The 22535-nt window shown below is 71.7% G+C and carries 21 protein-coding genes; 14 read left to right on the forward strand and 7 right to left on the reverse strand.

The annotated features are described in order from the left end of the window. Positions 1–21: 21 nt before the first annotated feature. The 3 genes from QQG74_RS08345 (at position 22) to QQG74_RS08355 (ending at position 2891) form a co-directional block, all read left to right on the forward strand. On the forward strand, positions 22–240 hold the full coding sequence (locus QQG74_RS08345; protein WP_341719707.1) for a DUF3039 domain-containing protein: 219 nt from the start codon (positions 22–24) through the stop codon (positions 238–240). 28 nt (positions 241–268) lie between these two features. After that, positions 269–922, forward strand: coding sequence for a trimeric intracellular cation channel family protein (locus tag QQG74_RS08350; RefSeq protein ID WP_341719708.1), 654 nt, complete (start codon positions 269–271; stop codon positions 920–922). A gap of 241 nt (positions 923–1163) precedes the next feature. After that, entirely contained in the window at positions 1164–2891 is a 1728-nt protein-coding gene (locus QQG74_RS08355) for a DEAD/DEAH box helicase (RefSeq protein ID WP_341719709.1), read from the forward strand. A gap of 145 nt (positions 2892–3036) precedes the next feature. Here the strand turns inward: QQG74_RS08355 and QQG74_RS08360 are convergent, their stop codons facing one another. Together QQG74_RS08360 and QQG74_RS08365 are read right to left on the reverse strand one after the other, a co-directional pair. Beyond that, positions 3037–3270, reverse strand: coding sequence for a hypothetical protein (locus QQG74_RS08360; RefSeq protein WP_093410327.1), 234 nt, complete (start codon positions 3268–3270; stop codon positions 3037–3039). 243 nt (positions 3271–3513) lie between these two features. Then, positions 3514–5103 carry an RNA polymerase sigma factor gene (locus QQG74_RS08365; protein ID WP_341719710.1) on the reverse strand — a complete coding sequence of 530 codons (1590 nt, stop codon included), beginning with the start codon at positions 5101–5103 and terminating at the stop codon, positions 3514–3516. Positions 5104–5390: 287 nt separating this feature from the next. Between QQG74_RS08365 and QQG74_RS08370 the strand changes: the two genes are divergently transcribed. Then, a complete protein-coding gene (locus QQG74_RS08370) occupies positions 5391–6212 on the forward strand; it encodes an inositol monophosphatase family protein (RefSeq protein WP_341721176.1) in 822 nt (273 codons plus the stop codon). 103 nt (positions 6213–6315) lie between these two features. Here QQG74_RS08370 and QQG74_RS08375 read toward each other — a convergent pair whose 3' ends face one another. Next, positions 6316–6831 (reverse strand): LytR C-terminal domain-containing protein, encoded by a 516-nt coding sequence (locus tag QQG74_RS08375; RefSeq protein WP_341721177.1) that lies wholly within the window; start codon positions 6829–6831, stop codon positions 6316–6318. Positions 6832–7265: 434 nt separating this feature from the next. Here QQG74_RS08375 and QQG74_RS08380 point away from each other — a divergent pair, with 434 nt between their 5' ends. After that, a complete protein-coding gene (locus tag QQG74_RS08380) occupies positions 7266–7562 on the forward strand; it encodes a DUF4193 domain-containing protein (RefSeq protein WP_007075406.1) in 297 nt (98 codons plus the stop codon). Between the two features lie 225 nt (positions 7563–7787). Further along, positions 7788–8579: a hypothetical protein gene (locus QQG74_RS08385; protein WP_341719711.1), complete on the forward strand. Its 792-nt coding sequence runs from the start codon at positions 7788–7790 to the stop codon at positions 8577–8579. A gap of 40 nt (positions 8580–8619) precedes the next feature. Here the strand turns inward: QQG74_RS08385 and QQG74_RS08390 are convergent, their stop codons facing one another. Then, entirely contained in the window at positions 8620–9111 is a 492-nt protein-coding gene (locus QQG74_RS08390; protein ID WP_341719712.1) for a DUF3093 domain-containing protein, read from the reverse strand. An 87-nt stretch (positions 9112–9198) separates the two neighbouring features. Between QQG74_RS08390 and dut the strand changes: the two genes are divergently transcribed. From dut to QQG74_RS08410, 4 genes are all read left to right on the forward strand, one after another. After that, a complete protein-coding gene (dut, locus tag QQG74_RS08395) occupies positions 9199–9729 on the forward strand; it encodes a dUTP diphosphatase (RefSeq protein WP_341719713.1) in 531 nt (176 codons plus the stop codon). Beyond that, complete coding sequence (locus QQG74_RS08400; RefSeq protein ID WP_341719714.1) at positions 9726–10388, forward strand: DUF3710 domain-containing protein; 663 nt, start codon at positions 9726–9728, stop codon at positions 10386–10388. The genes dut and QQG74_RS08400 overlap by 4 nt, the downstream gene beginning before the upstream one ends. Before the next feature lie 136 nt (positions 10389–10524). Then, positions 10525–10905: an OB-fold nucleic acid binding domain-containing protein gene (locus QQG74_RS08405; protein WP_341719715.1), complete on the forward strand. Its 381-nt coding sequence runs from the start codon at positions 10525–10527 to the stop codon at positions 10903–10905. A gap of 31 nt (positions 10906–10936) precedes the next feature. Further along, positions 10937–11626 (forward strand): DUF3159 domain-containing protein, encoded by a 690-nt coding sequence (locus tag QQG74_RS08410; RefSeq protein WP_341719716.1) that lies wholly within the window; start codon positions 10937–10939, stop codon positions 11624–11626. A 100-nt stretch (positions 11627–11726) separates the two neighbouring features. Here QQG74_RS08410 and QQG74_RS08415 read toward each other — a convergent pair whose 3' ends face one another. Both QQG74_RS08415 and QQG74_RS08420 read right to left on the reverse strand, forming a co-directional pair. Continuing rightward, positions 11727–12416: a TrkA family potassium uptake protein gene (locus tag QQG74_RS08415; protein ID WP_341719717.1), complete on the reverse strand. Its 690-nt coding sequence runs from the start codon at positions 12414–12416 to the stop codon at positions 11727–11729. Positions 12417–12418: 2 nt separating this feature from the next. Further along, on the reverse strand, positions 12419–13084 hold the full coding sequence (locus QQG74_RS08420; protein ID WP_341719718.1) for a TrkA family potassium uptake protein: 666 nt from the start codon (positions 13082–13084) through the stop codon (positions 12419–12421). Positions 13085–13237: 153 nt separating this feature from the next. Here QQG74_RS08420 and QQG74_RS08425 point away from each other — a divergent pair, with 153 nt between their 5' ends. The 3 genes from QQG74_RS08425 (at position 13238) to dxs (ending at position 18777) form a co-directional block, all read left to right on the forward strand. Beyond that, entirely contained in the window at positions 13238–15304 is a 2067-nt protein-coding gene (locus QQG74_RS08425; protein WP_341719719.1) for an APC family permease, read from the forward strand. A 224-nt stretch (positions 15305–15528) separates the two neighbouring features. After that, entirely contained in the window at positions 15529–16761 is a 1233-nt protein-coding gene (locus QQG74_RS08430) for a TRAM domain-containing protein (protein WP_341721178.1), read from the forward strand. Between the two features lie 90 nt (positions 16762–16851). After that, a complete protein-coding gene (dxs, locus tag QQG74_RS08435; RefSeq protein ID WP_341719720.1) occupies positions 16852–18777 on the forward strand; it encodes a 1-deoxy-D-xylulose-5-phosphate synthase in 1926 nt (641 codons plus the stop codon). A 231-nt stretch (positions 18778–19008) separates the two neighbouring features. Here dxs and QQG74_RS08440 read toward each other — a convergent pair whose 3' ends face one another. After that, positions 19009–20184 carry a hypothetical protein gene (locus tag QQG74_RS08440; RefSeq protein ID WP_341719721.1) on the reverse strand — a complete coding sequence of 392 codons (1176 nt, stop codon included), beginning with the start codon at positions 20182–20184 and terminating at the stop codon, positions 19009–19011. A gap of 584 nt (positions 20185–20768) precedes the next feature. Between QQG74_RS08440 and QQG74_RS08445 the strand changes: the two genes are divergently transcribed. Beyond that, positions 20769–22529, forward strand: a complete 1761-nt coding sequence (locus QQG74_RS08445) for a hypothetical protein (RefSeq protein WP_341721179.1) — start codon at positions 20769–20771, stop codon at positions 22527–22529. Positions 22530–22535 lie beyond the last annotated feature (6 nt).

The following is a 22535-nucleotide window of genomic DNA, read 5'->3' on the forward strand; positions in this document are numbered from 1 at the left end:
TTGTCAGTTGGAGGTGCAGACGTGAGCACACAGGTCCTCGAGCGTCCGGAGCTGAAGGACGCCGACACCGGTCCGGAGATGTTCCACTACGTCCGGAAGGAGAAAATCGCCGAAAGTGCCGTCATGGGCACCTTCGTCGTGGCGTTGTGCGGGGAGACGTTTCCGGTGACGAAGTCGGCCAAGCCGGGCTCGCCGGTCTGCCCCAAGTGCAAGGAGATCTACGACTCGTACTCCGAGTGAGCTCCCACCGGCGGCGTAGCCTGCGGCGGTGACCACCTCCACCGCCCTGCTCCTGGCCGACCTGGCCGGCGTCGCGGTTTTCGCCGCCTCGGGCGCCTCCGCGGCGGTGGCCAAGCGGCTCGACCTGTTCGGCGTCGTCTTCGTCGGTTTCGTCGCCGCCCTCGGCGGCGGGATCGTGCGGGATCTCGTGATCGACGAGGTCCCGCCGCTGGCCTTCGCCGACTGGCGATACGCGACCACCGCCGCGGTGACCGCGGCGGCGATCTTCTGGCTGCACCCGCAGTTCGCCCGGCTGCGCACCACAGTGCTGGTGCTGGACGCCGCCGGGCTCGGCCTGTTCACCGTCACCGGCACCCTCAAGGCCCTCGACGCCCAGGTGCCGCCGGTCGGTGCGGTCCTGATCGGCATGATCACCGCGATCGGTGGCGGGCTCGTTCGGGACCTGTTGACCGGCGAGATCCCGGTGGTGCTGCGGCGGGAGATCTACGCCGTCGCGGCGCTCGCCGGGGCGATCCTGATGGTGCTGCTGAACGGCCTCGGGCACACCGGACCGATCCCGCTCACCGGCGCGGCGATGCTGGTCTTCGGCGTACGCCTGGTGGCCCTGCGCCGCCGCTGGTCGGCCCCGGTGCCGGCGCCACGGCCGCCGCCCACCGCCACCCCCGGCCCGCCACCGGAGTGAGCTGACCGGGCCGTCGATGCTCCAGCCGGCTCGGTGGGTCGGCGGTCGGGCCGTAGTGGTGAACAGCACGGCCCGGCCCGGTGTGGCGTCGAGTGGGGGCGGCGGTCGCCGCTGGTTATGCTGAGTCGGCCTTCGCGGCTTCTGCGCGGAGGCGTTTTCGTGGGCGACGGCTGCCGTGCCCCTCGGCCCGGCCCGCTGCCCGCGCGTCGGACATCGTGCGGTCGGAGAGGAGCCAACCCCTGTGGCAGCCCGGACGCCGGCGCTCGAGACATTTCCGCCCCTACGGGCCTGGCAGCGCAAGGCGATGGTGGAGTACCTGCGCCGTCGCAGCGAGGACTTCACCGCGGTGGCCACGCCCGGCGCCGGTAAGACCACCTTCGCGCTGCGGATCGCCGCCGAGTTGCTCGCCGACGGCACCGTCGAGGCGGTCACCGTGGTCGCGCCGACCGAGCACCTGAAGAGCCAGTGGGCGGCTGCGGCGGCCCGGGTCGGCATCCAACTCGACGCCGCGTTCCGCAACGCCGACCTGCACTCCTCGGCCGATTTCCACGGTGCCGTGGTCACCTACGCCCAGGTCGGCATGGCGCCGCAGGTGCACCGGCGGCGCACCATGACCCGGCGGACCCTTGTCATCCTCGACGAGATCCACCACGCGGGCGACTCGCGTACCTGGGGCGACGGGGTGAAGGCCGCCTTCGAACCGGCGGTACGGCGGCTGATGCTCACCGGCACCCCGTTCCGCTCCGACGACAATCCGATCCCGTTCGTCAGCTACGAGCGCGGCGACGACGGTCTGCTGCGCTCGCGAGCCGACTCGGTCTACGGCTACTCCGACGCGCTGCGCGACGGCGTGGTGCGGCCGGTGCTGTTCCTGGCGTACTCGGGGGAGACCCGATGGCGGACCAACGCCGGGGAGGAACTGGCGGCCCGGCTGGGCGAGCCGATGACGCAGGATCTCGTCGCCCAGGCCTGGCGTACCGCCCTGGATCCGGCCGGCGACTGGATGCCGCAGGTACTGCGCGCCGCCGACGCCCGGCTGACCGTGCTGCGGGAGGCGGGCATGCCCGACGCCGGTGGCCTGGTCATCGCCACCGACCAGCAGGCTGCCCGCTCGTACGCCAAGCTGATCGAGCAGGTCACCGGGGAACGGGCCGCGGTGGTGCTCTCCGACGACGTGGGCGCTTCGGCCCGGATCGCGACGTTCGCGGCCTCCGAGCAGCGTTGGCTGGTGGCGGTGCGGATGGTGTCCGAGGGCGTCGACATCCCCCGGCTGGCCGTCGGCGTGTACGCGACAAGTGCCAGCACCCCGCTGTACTTCGCGCAGGCGATCGGGCGGTTCGTCCGGGCCCGCCGGCCGGGGGAGACCGCGTCGGTCTTCCTGCCCAGCGTGCCGCACCTGCTCGGGCTGGCCAGCGAGATGGAGACCGAGCGGGACCACGTACTGGGCAAGCCGAAGGACCGGGAGGGCTTCGACGACGACCTGCTGGACCGGGCCCAGCGCGAGGAACAGGCAAGCGGCGAGCTGGAGAAGCGGTACGCCGCGCTCTCCGCCACCGCCGAGCTGGACCAGGTGATCTTCGACGGTGCCTCCTTCGGTACGGCGGCCCAGGCCGGCACGCCCGAGGAGGAGGAATACCTGGGCCTGCCGGGTCTGCTCACCTCCGAGCAGGTGGCGGCGCTGCTGTCCAAGCGGCAGGCCGAGCAGTTGGCCGCCCAGCGGCGGCGGGCCGCCGAGCGTAGCGCCGAACCGGCCGGGGCACCGGCCGCCCCGGCACCGATGAGCGCCGCCCAGCGCCGGGTGGCGCTACGCCGTCAGCTCAACGCCCTGGTGGCCGCCCAGCACCACCGCACCGGCCAACCGCACGGCAAGATCCACGCCGAGCTGCGCCGCCTCTGCGGCGGCCCACCCAGCGCCCAGGCCACCATCGAGCAACTCGAAGAACGCATCGCCACCGTCCAGACCCTCTGACCGGCCCGGGGTTTGATCACGAGGCTGTTGTACCGGGTGGGCGGCTATCGGGCCGCCATCCGGACACGGGGGTCAAGGGACGCGAAAATGCCGGCCGGAGACATCCCTGGGGATGTCTCCGGCCGGCTGGAGCAGGTTATGGATCTCAGTTGGCCATCAGGTCGGCGCCGCGCCAGGTGAACTCCGGGTCCGTCGCGTACCGCACGGTGATCTTCACGAGATCTTCGGCGTACTTGTTCGCGTGGTGCCCACAGAACACGAGCTCGCTCCCACCAGCGAGGGTGATCCGGAGCTTGCCGGCGGCATTGCAGCGGTCGCACCGTTCATCGGCGGCCGGGGGGCTCACCGTCTCGGGCGGCGGCGTGAGGGTCGGGGTCATCGCCTTCCTCCTCTGGTCGTCACCGATGAACACTCTCTTCGGTCTTGGTCACCTATCGTGCAACACCCTTGTCGGGCCTCGCCTTCCCTGTGTGCCCTCGGGGGACCGAGGTCACACCTGGCACGGACAGTGTGCCGTGCCTCCAGGGTGCCACGTCAACGATCACATTCGTGCATCACCTGATCACCATGGGGCGTTGTACGCCAGGTGATCAAAAAGACACGATCGGTTGACGGATGCTGATCAATCAAGGTAGTCCCGCAGCACCTGGGAGCGCGACGGGTGGCGCAGCTTGGACATCGTCTTGGACTCGATCTGCCGGATCCGCTCACGGGTCACGCCGTAGACCTGGCCGATCTCGTCGAGGGTACGCGGTTGGCCGTCGGTCAGGCCGAACCGCAGGCGTACCACGCCCGCCTCACGCTCGGACAGCGTCTGAAGCACCTGCTGGAGCTGGTCCTGAAGCAGCGAGAACGAGACCGCGTCGACCGCCACCACGGCCTCCGAGTCCTCGATGAAGTCGCCGAGCTGGCTGTCGCCCTCGTCACCGATGGTCTGGTCGAGCGAGATGGGCTCCCGGGCGTACTGCTGGATCTCCAGCACCTTCTCCGGTGTGATGTCCATCTCCTTGGCCAGCTCCTCCGGGGTGGGCTCGCGGCCCAGATCCTGGAGCAACTCGCGCTGGATCCGGCCCAGCTTGTTGATCACTTCGACCATGTGCACCGGGATGCGGATGGTGCGGGCCTGGTCGGCCATGGCGCGGGTGATGGCCTGGCGGATCCACCAGGTGGCGTAGGTGGAGAACTTGTAGCCCTTGGTGTAGTCGAATTTCTCGACGGCGCGGATGAGGCCGAGGTTGCCTTCCTGGATCAGGTCGAGGAAGGCCATGCCGCGGCCGGTGTACCGCTTGGCCAGCGAGACCACCAGGCGCAGGTTCGCCTCCAGCAGGTGGTTCTTGGCCCGCTCACCGTCCCGCGAGATCCAGAGCAGGTCGCGCTGCATCTCCCGGGCGAGCTTCTCCTCGCCCTCGTCGGCCGCGCGCAGCCGCTCGGCGGCGTAGAGCCCCGCCTCGATCCGCTTGGCCAGCTCCACCTCCTGCTCGGCGTTGAGCAGCGGAACCTTGCCGATCTGCTTGAGGTACGCCCGGACCGAGTCCGCCGAGGCGGTCAGCTCGGCGTCCCGGCGGGCCTGCTTGAGCGCCTCGGACTCTTCGTCGTCCCACTCGAAGTCGTTGTCGCTGGCGGAGCTCGCGGCGTCGGCCTCGGCGGCCTGGGCCAGCTCGGCCGGCTCCTCGACCACCACGTCCTCGATCTCGGCGGCCAGCTCCTCCGGGTCCACCTCGCCCTCGGCGCCCTCACCCTTGGCGGGCTTGGTCGCGCTCGCCGCAGCCGCCACCGTCGCCTTGGTGGCCCGGGTGGTCTTCTTGGCCGGGCCGGCGGCCTTGGCGGCCACCTCGGCGGTGGTGCCGGCGGCCTTGCGCGAGGTCGCCTTGCGCGGCGCCGGGGCGGCGGCCTCCTCGGCCGCGGGCGCCTGCTTCGGTGCCGGCGCGGCCTTCTTGGTGGTCTTGGCGGTGGTGGCCCGCGACGCGGGGGTCGCGGAGCGGGCGGCGGCGACCCGGCGGCGGGTGCTGGCCGAGCCGTCGACCACCACGGTCACCCCCGCTTCGGAGAGCGCTCGCAGGATCTTCTTGGCCTGGGCCGGAGTCACCTCGGCGGACTCGACGGTGCGCGCGAGCTGGGCCGACGTGAGCTGGCCGCCGGCGCTCTGCGCGTGGGCGATCAAGGTGTCGGTGAGCGAGCGAACGTCGGCGCCGGTCTGGCGGGGTTCTGTCACGAATGACCTTCCGGAGGCGAAGAGCGAGCACGGCCGGATCGTCTGGCGCAGCGTGGGGCACCGTGCCGGGCGATGTGGTTGAGGAACCCCCGTGTCCCCGGCCGGCCGGTCGCTCGGCCGCCCGTGGCGCGTGGGCAGGGGTGAATTGTAACGCCGTCGGCGGCGATCATCCTGCGCCGCACGGTTGATCGGTGGTCTGGACCGCCGATTCGGTGTTCTTGTGGACTTTGTAAGGATGATACCCGCACGAAATTCGGAAATTCGGCCGTGCGGGAAGGGGACGGATGATGGATCGCTCGGTGCCATCGCCGCCGGAGCTGTTGGAGATCGCGCTCGGCGTGGCGCGGGACGCGGCGGCCACCGCGTACCGGATGCGGGCCGAGGGGGTCTCGGTCACGGCGACCAAGAGCACCGTCACCGATGTGGTGACCGCCGCCGACCGGGCGGTCGAGCGCCAGATCACCGGCACGTTGCGGCGGCTGCGACCGGGTGACGCCGTGCTGGGCGAGGAGTACGGCACGGCGGAGCACGGCACCGACGCCCCGACCGGGGTGCGCTGGATCGTCGATCCCATCGACGGCACGGTCAACTACCTGTACGGGCTACCGCACTGCGCGGTGTCCATCGCCGCAGAGGTGGACGGCGCGGTGGTGGCGGGCGTGGTCCGCAACATCCACACCGGCGAGGAGTGGACCGCGACGATCGGCGGCGGCGCCTGGCGGGCCGGTCAGCGGCTGACCTGCTCCACCGAGACCGACCTCGGTCAGGCGCTGGTGGTCACCGGGTTCGGCTACGACTCGCGGCGCCGGGCCCATCAGGCCCGGGTGGTCGCGGAGTTGATCACGCAGGTGCGGGACATCCGCCGGCTCGGCGCCGCCGCCATCGACCTGTGCCTGGTCGCCGAGGGGCGGGCCGACGCCTACTACGAGAAGGGCCTGGCGGCCTGGGACCAGGCGGCGGGTGCGCTGGTGGCCACCGAGGCCGGCGTACGGATCGGCGGGCTCAAGGGCCTGCCGCCCGGGCCGGACATGGTCGTCGCCGCCCCGCCGGCCCTGTTCGACCCCCTGCACGACCACCTGGCTCGGTTGGATGCCTCCGGCGGCCCGTGACCGTTGCCCGGTCGGGCGATCACCGCAGCGGCCACCAGTCCGGTCAGATCGGCCCGTCCGGCCGGAGAACCTGCCTGGCCGCCGGTGCTGACCGCCCGGTCGGTTACTTCTCCACCGGCATCGGGCAGGAGCCCGGCGGGGCGACCGGAGCACCGAGGTCGCCGAGGGACTGATTGACCTCGGTGGTGGTGGCCAACTGCTGGAAGTTGTTGCCGAGCACCACGTCGACGATGTCGTCCTCCCGCTCGGGGTTGTACTCCAGCTTCGCCCGGCCCAGGAAGTACGCCCGCAGCAGGTGCGCCGACCCGACGCCCTTCGGGCCGTAGCGCAGGACCGCCACCCCGTCGATCTGCTTCTTCTCGTTGCCGCGCTTCTTCACCTGGAAGTCGCGGTTGCGGAAGTCGTCACCGACGACGGCGGCCAGCCCGGGGCGGTCGGTGCCGTTCATCACATTGAGCTTGACGTCCTTGCGCTCCCGCAGCGTGACGTCGGCGCGCGGCCAGTCATCGGGGCAGCCTTCGGCGGTGCCCGCGCTGCTCTGCGTGTCCCGGAGCACGGCGACGACCACGAAGACCAGGGCGAGCACCGCCAGCATGCCGACGACAACGAGTGCTCGCACTCGCGCAAAGCTCATCAGAGCGCTCCCAGGCGGTGTGGGTGGGTGGCGGCGGCCGTCAATGCTGGGGCTGTGCCGCCGGCCGTCAGGTACGCCGCTGAGGTTAGCGGTTGTCCGACCGTCGCGTGGAAACAGTCCGACATGCCGGCGCGCCATCCGATAACCGGGTAGTACTACCCCTATCTTCGTGTCGCCTGAGTCACATTGGGAACAACTTCCCGTGCAGGGGCGTACATCTCAGCCACGAGGGCGGTATACATGCCTCGCCCAAAGGGGGGGTAGGTTCCGCGCTCGCCGGAGAGATCCTCCGGCGGTCTGACCCGAGCGGTCATCGGGTCAGGTGGCCGACACTAGCGGTGGCCGGCTTGCGGAACCGAAACAGAGTCGTCCGGCGTTACAACCGGAAGCGACAACATCGAAATGGGAGAGTGAAACCGATGGCCACCGACTACGACGCCCCGCGCCGCGACGAGGTCGACCTCGGCGAGGACAGCCTGGAAGAGCTCAAGGCCCGGCGCGTCGACTCACAGTCGGGCGCCGTGGACGTCGACGAGGCTGAAGTGGCTGAGAGCTTCGAGCTGCCCGGGGCCGACCTGGCCGACGAGGAGCTCACGGTCAAGGTGCTGCCGATGCAGCAGGACGAGTTCCGCTGTGCCCGCTGCTTCCTGGTGCATCACCGTAGCCAGTTGGCGGTCGAGCGGAACGGCGAGCTGATCTGCCGCGAGTGCGTCTGACCGAGGGATCGACACCACTGGCAAGCGGCGGCTCCACACGTGGGGCCGCCGCTGCCCGGCTCGGCGAGCGCTGCGCGCACCGACCTGATTGACTCGTTATGGCGGGCCGCCGTGCTGGCGGTCGTCCAGCCGGGGAGGTCGGGACATGAGCGAGCGGCAGCGAGTGAATCATCGGCTCAGTGCGGTGGTGCCTCGTGGCGGCACGGAGCGCAGCGGAGTGCCGGCATGAGCGAGGGTGCTCCGGACGAGTTGGGTGCGACGGTCGCGGCGCTGACCGCCGACGAGATCGAGCCGGCCACCCGCCGGCAGCTGCTCGGTCGACTGGTGCAGCAGGCCCGCGCTCGTGGCGTCCGTGACCTGTTCAAGCCAGGGGCGGCGCTGCGCTGGATGGTCGACACGGTGGCCGAGATCGCCCCGCACGTGCCGATCCGTGACCTGGCCACCCTGCGTCGGCATTTCCCGGACCTGGACGACGAGGCGCTGGCCGACCGGCTGATCCGCAACGCGTCCCGGGCGACCGCGGGCATCGGCGCGGCCGGCGGTGGCGCCTCCGCCGTGCAGTGGACGGTCGCGCCGACGCTACTCTCCGCGCCGGTCCTGCTCGCCGCCGAGACGGTGGCCGTGGTGGCGATCGAGCTGAAGCTGACCGGGGAACTGCACGAGGTCTACCGGGCCCCGCTGCCGGCCGGTGGCACCCCGCGTACGGTGGCCCTGGTCCAGGCCTGGGCCAGCCAGCGTGGGGTCAACCCGATGATGCCCGGGGTGGGCGTGGGTGCCGTGCTGGGCACGGCCGCCCGGCGCGAGCTGCGGGAGACCCTGTTGAAGCGGTTCGGGCGGAACCTGACCACGCTGGGCCCGTTCCTCACCGGCGCGGCGGTGGCCAGCTACCTGAACCGGCGGGCCACCCGGACGCTTGCCGACCAGCTCCGCACCGATCTGCGTCGGCAGCGACGCGGCCTGCCGGGCTCGTCACCGCCGCTGCCGGGTACTCCGCCAGCGCTGCCCGGCGCACCCTGAGGGCTGGTGCTTCTGGCGGTGCGCGACGGTGCCGGCCGGCTCAGTTCGTCGACTGCCGGGCGGCCAGGATCGCCTCGGCCAGCTCGACCGGGTGCCGGGAGCTGACCACCCAGAACGGGGTGGGGTCGGCCGGATCGTCCAGGACCACCTGAACCGCGCCGGAGATCCACGGCCGCTGGACCACGAACGCCAGTGGGTCGGCTCCGACGCCGAGCACCTCACGCCGTCCCTCGGCGTCCAGCGCGATGGCGTCGGCGACGAACCGGACCGGCAGCCGGGCATCGTCGACCCGCAACTCGCCGTCGGCCACCGCGACCCGGATCCGGCCCAGCCACGCCAACCCGGCGACCGCGGCGGGAAGCAGCACCGCGAACGGCAACCAGGCGCGTACCCCGGCGCCACCCATCCAGATCTCGACCGCGACCAGGGTGGCGGCGGCCAGCCCGGCGAGCCACAGCCACCAGGGCAGCCGGAGCCGTTCGGAGTAGGCCGCAGACGCCGTGGTGGACGAAGCAGACGGTGACTGGCTCACTCGTACCAGGGTACGGCGCGGGCTGGCCCCGGTACCGGGCAGGATGGCAGGGTCACCCCCAGCGGATGAGGACGAAAGAGGGAAACCGTGACCGACGTGGTGCCCGTGCTGGTCCGGCAGCTCGACCCTGAGCTGCCGCTGCCGGCGTACGCCCATCCCGGTGACGCCGGTGCCGATCTGGTGGCGGCCACCGACGTCGAGTTGCCGCCCGGTGGCTGGGCGCTGGTGCCGACCGGTGTGGCGATCGCGCTACCCGAGGGGTACGTGGGCCTGGTTCATCCCCGATCGGGGCTTGCGGCCAGACTCGGCGTGACGGTGCTCAACGCGCCCGGTACGGTCGACGCCGGCTACCGGGGTGAGATCCTGGTCAACCTGATCAACCATGATCGGGCCACGCCGGTGAAGATCTCCCGGGGCGACCGGATCGCGCAACTCGTTGTGCAGCGAGTGGCGCGGGCCGCGTTCCGGCCGGTGACCGAGTTGCCCGCGTCCGGACGCGGGACCGGCGGCCACGGCTCCACCGGCGGGCACGCCGGGTTGGTGCCGCCACCGGAGACGGCTGGCGCGGACGGAACAGATGGCACCGTGGGTGCGAACAGCGGAGGGTGGACGCAGTGATCTTCTCCCGAAAGCGGGACGCGGGGCGGCACGCCCGTGCCGAGCGGGCCGCCGAAATTCCCGAGACCACCGATGTCGTCGAGGAGGCCCCGGCGCGCGGGCCGTACGACGTCACCGAGGCACCGGAGGGGGTGCAGCGGCTCGATCTGGGCAGTTTGCAGATTCCGGCGGTGGCCGACGTCGAGGTGCGGGTGCAGGCCGACCCGCAGGGCGTGATCCAGCAGGTCGTGCTGGTGCACGGGCGCAGTGCCCTGCAACTCGGTGTCTTCGCGGCTCCGCGCAGCGATGGAATCTGGGACGAGGTGCGCGAGGAGATCCGCCAGTCCCTGTTCAACGACGGCGCCGCCGCGCAGGAGGTCGCCGGCGAGTACGGCATCGAGTTGCACGCCCGGGTGCGCAACGAGGACGGCCTGACCGACCTGCGGTTCGTCGGCGTCGACGGACCGCGGTGGATGGTCCGCGCGGTGTACCAGGGCGAGGCGGCCACCAACCCGGCTGCGGCCGGTCCACTGGCCCAGTGCCTGGAAGGGCTGGTCGTCGACCGGGGCGTGGAGGCCAAGCCGGTGCGTGAGCCGCTGCCGCTGCGGCTGCCGCGGGAGGCCGGAGCGCAGGCCGGCCCGGCGGATGCGGATGCCGCATCGACCACGGGTAGCCGCTGATCCGAGGTTTCGGCCGACTGCCGGAGCACCGGGACGGCCGCCGTCGGCGGTACGCTGGCGTGAGCCGTCCCGGCGCCGCCGGCGCGGCCGGTTGCCGGCGCCAGTCGGCTGGCGTGGAGAGGGTGACGCGGAGGTCATGGCCGCCGACGATGGTCCGGGTTCGTTGCGCCGGTTGCTGCGCCGGCTCACCGCGAGCGAGGCCGAGATCGAGGCCCAGCAGCTGCAACGGGAGAGCGCCCGGTGCGGTGCGGTGCCGGTGCGGCAGTGCGGGCGCGGTCAGGTGGTCTCGGTCTCCGGCCGGCTGCGTACCGTCGTCTACACGCCGCGGACCAACCAGCCGGCCCTAGAGGCGGACCTCTACGACGGCAGCGATGTGGTGACGCTGGTCTGGCTGGGCCGCCGGCACATCACCGGCATTGAACCAGGGCGGCACCTGACCGCCCGGGGACGGGTCGCGGTGCGGGACGACCGCAAGGTGATCTACAACCCGTACTACGAGTTGGAGCCGTCGAGATGAACGTGCGGGCGCGGCGGACGGAAGGCGGGCGATGACCACGGGACAGCCGCCGGCTACCCAGCCGGAGACCGGGTCGGTGGAGGAGGAGCGGCTGCCCACCGTCGCCGAGCAGATGGCCGACCAGTTGGGCGGCTGGCGAGGGCTGTTCGAATCGAGCATCCCGGTGGTGGTCTTCGTGATCGCCAACATCGTCGGCGAGCTGCGGCCCGCGGTGATCGCGTCGGTGAGCGTGGCGGTGCTTATCGGCGGGCTGCGGCTGGCCCAGCGCCGCCCGGTGCGGCACGCCGTCAACGGGCTCTTCGGCATCGCCATCGGCGCGGCCATCGCCTGGCGTACCGGTGAGGCGCGCGACTTCTACCTGCCCGGGATTCTCTACGGCATCGGCTACGGGGCAGCGTTGCTGATCTCGGCGGCGATCCGCCAGCCGCTGGTCGGCTGGCTCTGGTCGGTGCTGGTGGCCAAGGGTAGTTCCGAGTGGCGCAACGACCCCAGGCTGGTGCGGACCTTCACCTGGCTGACCGTGCTGTGGGGCGTGGTCTGGCTGGCCAAGGTCGGAGTGCAGGCCGGGCTGTACCTCGCCGAGCAGGACACCGCGCTCGGCGTGGCGCGGCTGGCGCTGGGCTATCCGCCGTACGTCATGCTGTTGTTGATCACGGTGTGGACCGTGCGTCGGGTCACCCGGGAGCCGCATCCGCAGCCGACGCCGCTGCCGGGCGGCTGACCGACCGGACGCAGCCGACGCCGCTGCCGGCGGCCGGCCGACGGCGTGGATCGTGCGGCTGACCTGCCCGGACCGGCAGCGGCCGGGCCGGGTCCGGCCGTCAGCGCGACTCGCGGGTACGTTCCACGCTGTCCGGCCCGAGCACCACCGAGCGGACGGCGTCCTCCATCTCGGCGGTGCAGACGAAGATCAGTTCGTCGCCGGCCTCGATCGGGTCGTCCGGGGTGGGGACCAGCACCCGCTTGCCGCGCAGGATCGCCACCAGCGCGGCGTCCCGGGGCAGCGGCACCGCGTGCAGGGGCTGGCCGACGTACGGCGCGGTCGGCGGCAACGTGATCTCCACGAGGTTCGCCTCACCCTGCCGGAACGTCATGATGCGGACCAGGTCGCCGACGGTCACCGCCTCCTCGACCAGCGCGGCCATCACGCGCGGCTTGCTGACCGCCACGTCCACCCCCCACTGCTCGGTGAAGAGCCACTCGTTCTCGGCCCGGTTGACCCGCGCGACCACCCTGGGCACCGCGAACTCGGTCTTGGCCAGCAGCGACACCACGAGGTTGGCCTTGTCGTCGCCGGTCGCCGCGACCACCACGTCGCAGTTGGCGAGGTCGGCCTCTTCCAGGCTGGTCAGCTCGCAGGCGTCGGCCAGCACCCACCGGGCCTCCGGTACCCGTTCGGGGCGCAGCATCCGTGGTTGCCGCTCGATCAGCATCACCTGATGGCCGTTCTCGATCAGCTCCTGGGCGATCGACCGACCCACGTTGCCGGCACCGGCGATGACGACCCGCATGATCACTGCCCGCCTTCCGGAGCCGCCGCCACCACCGCGGTGACCGTGGCCACCAAGTCATCGGTGACCAGCATGAAGACCTGGTCGCCCTCCTGCACCACGCTGGAGGCGGTGGGCAGCGTGCCGATGCCGAAGCGGATCAGGTACGCCACCCGGGCTCCGGCCGCCTGCTCCAGGGCCCGCACCGGGCGGCCGATCCAGTCCTTGTGCACCGGCACCTCGATGATGGAGACCGTGCTGGTCGGGTCGCGGAAGATCTCCACGTTGCCCTCGGGCAGCAGGTGGCGCAGCATCCGGTCGGCGGTCCACCGGACGGTGGCCACGGTGGGGATGCCCAGCCGCTCGAAGACCTGCGCCCGACGCTGGTCGTAGATGCGGGCGGCCACCCGGGAGACGCCGAACGTCTCGCGGGCCAGCCGGGCCGAGATGATGTTGGAGTTGTCGCCGCTGGAGACGGCGGCGAAGGCGTCCGCCCGCTCGATGCCGGCCTGGCGGAGCACGTCACCGTCGAAACCGGGCCCGGTCACCGTGTTCCCGGCGAAGTCCGGACCAAGCCGGCGGAAGGCGTCGGCGTCCTGGTCGATGACCGCCACCGAGTGGCCCCGGGACTCCAGGTTGTGCGCCAGGGTCGAGCCGACCCGGCCACATCCCATGATCACGACATGCACGCTGCCTCCCAGGCTGCCCGCCGTTGCGCCTCGTCGTCCGCGAGCCTGCCATGTTCCGACCGCGGGCGGGGACCGACGCTACTCCGGTGCCGCGCCGACCGGCAGCCGGCCACCGGCGGCCGGTTGTCGACGCTGGTCGTACGCTTGGCGACCGTGGCCCGATCCACCTCCCTGCTGAAGCGGCTGCTCCTCGGTCGGCCGTTCCGGTCCGACCGACTCAAGCACACCCTGCTGCCGAAACGCATCGCGTTGCCGGTCTTCGCCTCGGACGCGTTGTCCAGCGTGGCGTACGCGCCGGACGAGATCCTGCTGATGCTCTCCATCGCGGGCGCCTCGGCCTTCGTCTTCTCACCGTGGATCGCGCTCGCCGTCGTGGTGGTGATGCTGACCGTGGTGGCCAGTTACCGGCAGAACGTGCACGCCTACCCCTCGGGCGGTGGTGACTACGAGGTGGCCACGGTCAACCTCGGTCCCCGCTTCGGGGTCGGGGTGGCCAGCGCGCTGCTTGTCGACTACGTGCTGACGGTCGCCGTGTCGGTCTCCTCCGGGGTGGCGAACCTGGGCTCGGTGATCCCCTTCGTGGCGACGCACAAGGTGCTCATCGCGGTCATCGCCGTGGTGCTGCTGACCGCGGTCAACCTGCGTGGCCTCAAGGAGGCGGGCAGCGCGTTCGCCATCCCCACGTACGGCTTCATGATCGTTATCGTCGGTATGATCCTCACCGGGCTGGTCCGGATCGTCGTGCTCGGCGAGGATCTGCGTGCGCCAAGCGCCGACCTGGTGATCGCGGCCGAGTGGCACGACACCACCGGCTGGGCGATGGCTTTCCTGCTGCTGCGTAGCTTCTCCTCCGGCTGCGCCGCGCTCACCGGCGTGGAGGCGATCTCCAACGGTGTGCCGGCGTTCAAGGCGCCGAAGAGCCGCAACGCCGCCACCACGCTGCTGATGCTCGGCCTGGTCGCGGTGACCATGCTTGTCGGCATCGTCTGGCTGGCCCGGCTCACCGGCCTACAGTTCGTCGAGAACCCCCGGATGCAGATCGTCTCCGGTCCCGAGGGGTACGTGCAGAAGACCGTCACCGCCCAGCTCGGCGAGACGATCTTCGGCTCCGGCTCGCTGCTGCTGTTCCTGGTCGTCGGGGTGACCGCCACGATCCTCTTCGTCGCCGCCAACACCGCCTTCACCGGGTTCCCCGTCCTCGGCTCGATCCTTGCCCAGGACCGCTACCTGCCTCGGCAGCTGCACACCCGGGGCGACCGGCTGGCCTTCTCCAACGGCATCCTCTTTCTGGCCGCCTTCGCGATCGTGCTGATCGTCGGCTTCCAGGCCGAGGTGACCAAGCTCATCCAGCTCTACATCGTGGGTGTCTTCGTCTCGTTCACCCTCTCCCAGGCAGGCATGATCCGGCACTGGAACCGGTTGCTGCGTACCGAGCGGGATCCGCAGACGCGCCGCCGGATGACCCGGTCCCGGGCCATCAACGCCTTCGGGATGGCGATGACCGGCGCGGTGCTGGTCATCGTGCTGATCACCAAGTTCCTGCTCGGTGCGTGGATCGCGATCGTCGCGATGGGCGTGATCTACCTGCTGATGTTGGCTATCCGCCGGCACTACGACCGGGTCGCCGTCGAGCTGACCCCGGACGACGGCCGGCCGGTGCTGCCGGCCCGCAACCACGCGATCGTGCTGGTCAGCAAGCTGCACCAGCCGACGCTGCGGGCGGTGGCGTACGCCCGGGCGACCCGGCCGGACACCCTCACCGCGGTGACCGTCAACGTGGACGACAACGACACCCGGCAGTTGCAGGCCGACTGGGAACGGCGGGACGTGCCGATCCCGCTCACCGTGATCGACTCGCCGTACCGGGAGATCACCCGCCCGATCCTGAACTATGTGGCGGGCGTCCGTCGCGACTCGCCCCGCGACGTGGTCACGGTCTTCATCCCCGAGTACGTCGTCGGGCGCTGGTGGGAGAACCTGCTGCACAACCAGAGCGCCCTGCGGCTGAAGGGCCGGCTGCTGTTCGAGCCGGGCGTGATGGTGACGAGCGTGCCCTGGCAGCTCGCCTCGACCGCCGGCAAGGACCTCGACCGGATGGACGCCACGCTGGCCCGTGGACCGGCCCGGGGACCCCGGGTCGCGCCGCGCAGTACGCTGCCGCCGAGCGTCCCGCCGGCGAGCAGCGCTGCGGATCAGCAGGAAGGAAGTGAGCCGCGGTGACTGAGCAACGGCGACCGAACCGGCCCACCGAGGCCGAGCGCGCCCCGGCCGGCGGTGCGCTTTCCTCGGCCGGCGGTGCGCGCTCCTCGGCCGGCGGTGCGCTTTCCTCGGCCGGCGGTGCGCGCTCCTCGGTCGGCGGTGCGCTTTCCTCGGTCGGCGGTGCGCGCTCCTCGGTCGGCGGTGCGCGCTCCTCGGTCGGCGGTGCGCGTGGCGCGGCGGTTGATGTGCCGCGCGGCCTGGAGGAGGCCGAGCGGGTCGAGCTGACCGTGGCGGCGGTCGCCCCCGGCGGGCACTGCGTGGCCCGGGTCAACGGTCAGGTGGTGTTCGTCCGGCACGCGCTACCCGGTGAGCGGGTGCTTGCCGAGGTCACCGAGGTACACCGGGGCTTCGTCCGGGCCGATGCGGTGACCGTGCTGGAGGCCGCGCCGGAGCGGGTCACCCCGCCCTGCCCGTACGCCCGGCCGGGTCGCTGTGGCGGCTGCGACCTGCAACACGTCGCTCCGGAGGCCCAGCTGCGCTGGAAGGAGACCGTGGTACGGGAACAACTCCTCCGCCTCGGTGGCCTGGACGAGGCCGCGTGCGACGCGCTTGGCGTACGGGTGGAGGCGTTGCCGGGCGGCCGGCTCGGCTGGCGGTCCCGGGTCCGGTACGCGGTGGACGCGGCGGGCCGGGCCGGGTTGCTGAAGCACCGTTCGCACGAGGTGGTGCCGGTCGACCGCTGCCTGATCGCCCACCCGGCCATCCAGGAGCTGCCGGTGCTCACCTCCGCCGGGGCCAGCTGGCCGGAGGCCGACGCGGTGCAGACCGTCGCCTCCACCGAGGGTGACGTGGCGATGATCGCCGTTGCGGCGGGGCGTACCCAACTGGTGCGTGGCCCGCAGCGGGTCCGGGAGCGGGCCGCGGGCCGGCAGTGGCGGCTGCCCGTCTCGTCGTTCTGGCAGGTGCACCCGGCCGCGGCGGACACCCTGGTCGGCGCGGTCCTGGAGCTGACCGCGCCGAAACCGGGGGAGACGGCGTGGGATCTCTACGGCGGAGCCGGGCTGTTCGCCGCGGCGCTGGCCGACCGGGTCGGTCCCGACGGGCGGGTGACCCTCGTCGAGACGGCCGGCGACGGCGTCGCGGCGGCCCGGGAGAACCTGAGCGACCTGCCCCAGGTCGAGGTGGTGTCGGCCCGGGTGGAGAAGGCCCTGGCCCGTCGCCGGATCACCGGCCCGGTGGACGTGGTGGTGCTCGACCCGCCGCGCTCGGGAGCCGGTGCGCAGGTGGTGCGCGACGTGGTCGCCGCCGCGCCCCGGGCGGTGGCGTACGTGGCCTGTGATCCGGCCGCGTTCGCCCGGGACCTGCGGGTGTTCACCGGTCTCGGCTGGCGGCTGGCGGCGCTGCGCGGGTACGACCTGTTCCCGATGACCCAGCATGTGGAGCTGGTCGGGCTGCTGGTACCGGGGGAGAAGTGTTAAGCAGGGGCCCCTGCTCTACCGCAGGCGTTAACAAGGGGCCCTTCCTTGCACAAGCTGCGGTGGGTGCGGGGGCCGATAGACTCTGCGGTCATGAGTGTTGATGAGGACACGGCCAACCAGGGCCGGCTGCTGGCCGCGGTGCACGGTCCCCAGGACGTCAAGCGGATGTCAGGCACCGAACTCGACATCCTCGCCGCCGAGATCCGCGATTTCCTGATCGCCAAGGTGTCGCGTACCGGCGGGCACATCGGTCCCAACCTGGGTGTGGTGGAACTCACCCTGGCCATGCACCGGGTCTTCGACTCTCCCCGTGACCGCCTGCTTTTCGACACCGGTCACCAGGCGTACGTCCACAAGATCATTACGGGCCGGCAGGCCGGCTTCGACCAGCTGCGCCAGCGTGACGGGCTCTCCGGCTACCCCAGCCAGGCCGAGAGCGAGCACGACATCATCGAGAACTCGCACGCCTCCACCGCCCTGTCGTACGCCGACGGGCTGGCCAAGGCGTACGCGCTGCGGGGTGAGGCGCGCAGCGTGGTCGCCGTGGTCGGTGACGGGGCACTGACCGGCGGGATGTGCTGGGAGGCGCTGAACAACATCGCCGCCGCCGGCAACCCGCTGGTGATCGTGGTCAACGACAACGGCCGCTCGTACGCGCCGACCATCGGCGGGCTCGCCGACCACCTCTCGACGCTGCGGCTCAACCCCGGCTACGAGAAGGTGCTCGACACGGTCAAGGATGCGCTCGGCTCGACCCCGCTGGTCGGCAAGCCGATGTACGAGGTGCTGCACGCGGTCAAGAAGGGCATCAAGGACGCGGTCGCGCCGCAGGCGATGTTCGAGGATCTCGGCATCAAGTACGTCGGCCCGGTCGACGGGCACGACGTCGCCGCGGTCGAGACCGCCCTGCGCGCGGCGAAGAACTTCGGCGGCCCGGTGATCGTGCACGCGGTCACCCGCAAGGGCTACGGCTACCGCCCCGCCGAGGAGGACGAGGCGGACTGCCTGCACGGCCCGGGCGGTGCGTTCGACGTGGAGACCGGTCAGCTCGTCGCCGCGCCGTCGGTGAAGTGGACCCACGTCTTCGCCGACGAGCTGGTCGCCATCGCCGACGAGCGACCCGACGTGGTAGGCATCACCGCGGCGATGGCCGAGCCGACCGGCATCGCGAAGCTGGCCCGCAAGTACCCGGAGCGCACCTACGACGTGGGCATCGCCGAGCAGCACGCGGCCACCTCGGCGGCCGGGCTGGCGCTCGGCGGGCTGCACCCGGTGGTGGCGGTCTACGCCACCTTCCTCAACCGCGCCTTCGACCAGGTGCTGCTGGACGTGGCGATGCACAAGCTGCCGGTCACCTTCGTGCTGGACCGGGCCGGCATCACCGGTCCGGATGGCCCGAGCCACTACGGCATCTGGGACATGTCGGTCTTCGGGGTGGTGCCCGGTCTGCGGATCGCGGCGCCCCGCGACGCCGCCACCCTGCGCGAGGAACTGCGCGAGGCGGTCGCCGTCGACGACGGCCCGACCGTGCTGCGCTACCCGACCGGGGCGGTCGCCGCGGACCTGCCGGCCGTGCGGCGGGTCGGCACGGTGGACGTGCTCACCGAGTCCGCCCGCGCGGACGTACTGCTGGTCGCCGTCGGTTCCTTCGGCCAGCTGGGCATGGAGGTCGCCGCCCGGGTCGCCGAGCAGGGCTACGGGGTCACCGTGGTCGACCCGCGCTGGGTCCGTCCGGTCCCGGCCGAGCTGGTCGAGCTGGCCGCCGGGCACCGGCTGGTGGTCACCGTCGAGGACGGCGTACGGATCGGCGGGGTCGGCGACGCCCTCGCGCAGGCGATGCGGGACGCCGACGTCCGGGTTCCCCTGCGTGACCTGGGCGTACCCGCCGCCTGGCATCCGCACGGCTCCCGCAACCAGATCCTGGCCGACCTCGGCCTGACCGCCCAGGACGTGGCCCGCGACGTCACCGGCTGGATCTCCCGCCTGGACGCCACCCCCGTCGACCCCCTCCCCTAAACAACACCCCCACCCCCAACTAACCCCACCCCCGTTCCCCCCACCCCCACGCCCTCCCTCGCCCCCACGCCCTCCCTCGCCCTCCGCGCCCACCCGCCCCGCCCGCCGATCTTGCACTTTTGGTCGCACTTATGCGGCGAATATCCCTTGTGTGGCGACAGAAAGTGCAAGATCGACGCAGTGGGGGTGGGGTGGGGGTGGGGAGTAAGGGGTGGGGAGTAAGGGGTGGGGTTAGCGGCGGGGGGAACCGGCGGAGCGGTAGTGGGTCTTGTCCTCGGCGGCGAGGCTGAAGGTCTCGCTGCGCTCGGGCAGGGGGACCACCACCAGGCCGGGGCGGTCGACCAGGCGGGTCGTGTTCGGCGGCACCGACAGCGTGGTGTCCTTTGTGGCGCGCCAGCTCAGCACCGCCAGCGGCTGACCCGGCACCGGCAGCTCGTAGACCTGCAACGCGTTGGTCCAATCGGCGGGGGAGAACACCACCGGGCCGTCGTCGGCCGGCCGGTAGACCACGGCGCTCATCATGCCGTCGGCGGTTTCCCAGGTCAGCTGCTCCAACTCGGCCGGCTCGCCGCCGTCGAGCGCCACCTCGCCGAGGGTACGCACGGCCAGTTTCGCCTTGGGCCAGGAGGCCGGCACCGAATCCGGGGCATCCCGATCCGCCACCCGCCGCGTGATACTGCCGAATGGACCATCCGCCTCGGCCAGCTGGCAGGTGTCCAGACCGGTCAGGGCCCGCTTGCCGGAGCCGCTGTCGTCCCGGACCAACGGATAGCGCGGGTTCGCGGTGCCGGTGCCGAGGTCGAGCAGCCGATCGGCGGCCCGGCCCCGGGGCAGCGACTCGGTGGACCGCAGCGCGGCCGTCAGCGTCACCGCCCGACACTGCGGTACGTCGACCGCAGCGGTGAGCCCGTCGGTGTTGGAGAGTGTGCGACCGTCCGGACCGAGCAGTCGCCGGACCCGTTCCGAGACGAGGTAGCGCCGCCCGTCGGCGAGTTGCACCGGCAGCACGTCGGAGTAGACGAGGTAGCCCGGGTCGGTGTACTCGGTGGCGTGACTGACCGCGTACCGGTCGCCGTCGGCGGTGAGTTGCAACAGCCAGGAGGCGGCCTGACCGGGTACCGAGGCGGCGACCAGCGCGAGCCGGGCACCGTCGACCTCGCCGGAGAAGAGGATGCCGGACGAGGGTACGTGGACCCGGTCGTCCACAGGCGAGCGCCAGTCGCGTACCGCCTCGGTCACGGCGGCCGTCACCGTGGCGTCCTCGATCAGCGAGCCGCGCGGGGGCCAGACGGTCAACGAACCGTCCAGGCTGTCGTACCCGACCCGCAGGTCCTGCGGTCGGCGTTCGGCGACGGGCCCGCACGCGGTGAGGGTGGCCAGCAGGACCGACAGGCTGGTGGCTGTCACGCCCCGCCAGCGGACTGAAGCCACCTGTTACGCCCCCGATCGCCTCGGTCGTCGTGTACGGAGGGCAATAGTACGAGACGAACCGGCGGTACGCCGCGCCGCCTCACGCTGCGGACCGCCTCACGCTGCGTCGCGGCGGCCCTACCGTGGCCACAGGGGACACCGCGTGACTTGGGAGCAATCTCCCTACTCGGGTAGACTCCGCCGACTGTGACGCCTGCTGAGACCCGCGCTGGAGCGCCGCCGGAATCCGACGCCATCGTGGGCTCACCGTCCGCATCCGTCACCGTCAGTGAGAGCGCGCGGCACACCGAGCGTACGCAGCAGTCCGCTGCCCTTATCGATGCTGCCGTCACCGACGCTCCGACCGTCGATGCTCCGGCCGTCGATGCTCCGGCCGTCGATGCTCCGGCCGTCGATGCTCCGGCCGTCGATGCTCCGGCCGTCGATGCTCCGGCCGTTGATGCTCCCGCTGGGGACGCGCCGGCGAGCGAGGACGCCACGCCGGGGCCGCCGTGGCGGGCGGCCGGGCCGCCGAACCCGGTGGGCGTGCGGCGGCCGGCGCGGCCGGCGCGGCGAGCAGACTGGCCGCGCGCTGGCGCCGCTTCCGGTGGACCCGCCGCCGGCTGGACCTGGCCGTCTTCGGTGGATTTCTGCTCGCCGCAGTCTGGGTGACAAGCCAGATCTGGGTCGATCCGGCCGGCCGGGTCGCCGCGCTCTACAGCAGCGACCCGGCGCAGGTGCAGTTCTTCCTCGCCCACTCGGTCCGAGTGGTGCTGCACGGCGAGTTCCCGTTCTTCACCGAGCAGTTCAACTACCCGGACGGGGTCAACCTGATGGCCAACACGGCCATCCTTGCGTTGGGCATCCCGATGGTGCCGGTGACCCTGCTGTTCGGACCCGCCGTCACCTTCGTGGTGCTGGTGACGCTCGGCCTCGCCGGGACCGCCTCGGCCTGGTACTACGTGCTCTCCCGGCACGTGGTGAGCAACCGGCTGGCAGCCGTGGTCGGTGGTTGGCTCTGCGGGTTCTCACCGGCGATGCTCTCGCACGCCAGCTGGCACCCGAACATCATCAGCCAGTTCCTGCTGCCGTTCATCGTCTGGCGGGTGCTGGTGATCACCCGGTCGACCCGGCCCTACCGCGACGGTGCGCTGCTGGCGCTGCTGGTCACCGCGCAGGCGTTCATCAACGAGGAGATCCTGCTCTTCACCGCGATGGGCCTCGGGATCTTCCTGATCGCGGTGGTCGTGCAACGCCCCGACCTCTGGTCGGCGGCCTGGCGTCCGCTGGGCAAGGCGCTGGCCACCTGCACGGTGATCGCCGGTGCGCTGCTGGCCTACCCGCTGTACATCCAGTTCGCCGGGCCGATGGCGTACCACGGGCTCAGCGACGCCGTACGGGATTACGGCAACGACATCGCCGCCTACTTCGCCCCGGGCTCGCCGACGATCGGCGGAAACCAGCGGGCGAACGTGAACCTCGCCCCGAACTATTCGGAGGAGAACGCCTTCTTCGGCTGGAGCCTGGCGCTGATCGCGGTGGGGATCGTGCTCTGGCTCCGGCGGGAGGTGCTGGTCCGGGCGCTTGCTGCGACCGCCGCCTTCTACACCATCCTCTCCCTCGGCGAGCGCATCACCTGGTGGGACCGCGAGCTGATCGTCGGCCCGTGGGAGTGGCTGGTCCGCCTGCCGCTGCTCGACGCGGTGGTGCCGACCCGGTTCGGCATGATCACCAGCGTGGTGGTGGCGGTCCTGCTGGCCCTGGCGATCGAACGCAGCCGCACCCTGGACCTGGACCGGCGCACCGTGCGTACGCTCACCGCCGCCGGTCTGGTGCTCGCCCTGCTGCCGATCGCGCCCATGCCGCTGCCGATGACCTCCCGGCCGCCGGTGCCCGAGTTCATCACCGCCGACCGCTGGCGCGCCTACGTCGGGCCGGACCAGACGTTGGTGCCGATCCCGGTGCCGAGCATGGGCAACACCAACGGCATGCGCTGGGCCGCCGCGACAAACCTCGACTTCAAGATCCCTGGCGGCTACTTCCTCGCCCCGCGCAACGCCAACACCGGTGACCCGGGCCGCTTCGGCGGCCGGCCGAGCGGAATGGGCAAGCTGCTGGAGGAGGTCGCGTCGACCGGCCGCACGCCGGAGCTGGACGACCGCCAGCGGCGTCGCTGTCTGGACGAGCTGCGGCACTGGCGGGCCGCCGTCCTGGTGCTGCCGGTCCGACAGCAGCATTCCGAGCCGCTGCGGCAGACCGTCGAGCAGCTGGTCGGCCCGGCCCGCCTGGAGCTGGACGTCTGGGTGTGGGACGTGCGCTCGCTCACCGACCCGCGGAGCTGAGCCCGG

The sequence above is a fragment of the Micromonospora sp. FIMYZ51 genome, assembly GCF_038246755.1.
Classification (GTDB): Bacteria; Actinomycetota; Actinomycetes; order Mycobacteriales; family Micromonosporaceae; genus Micromonospora.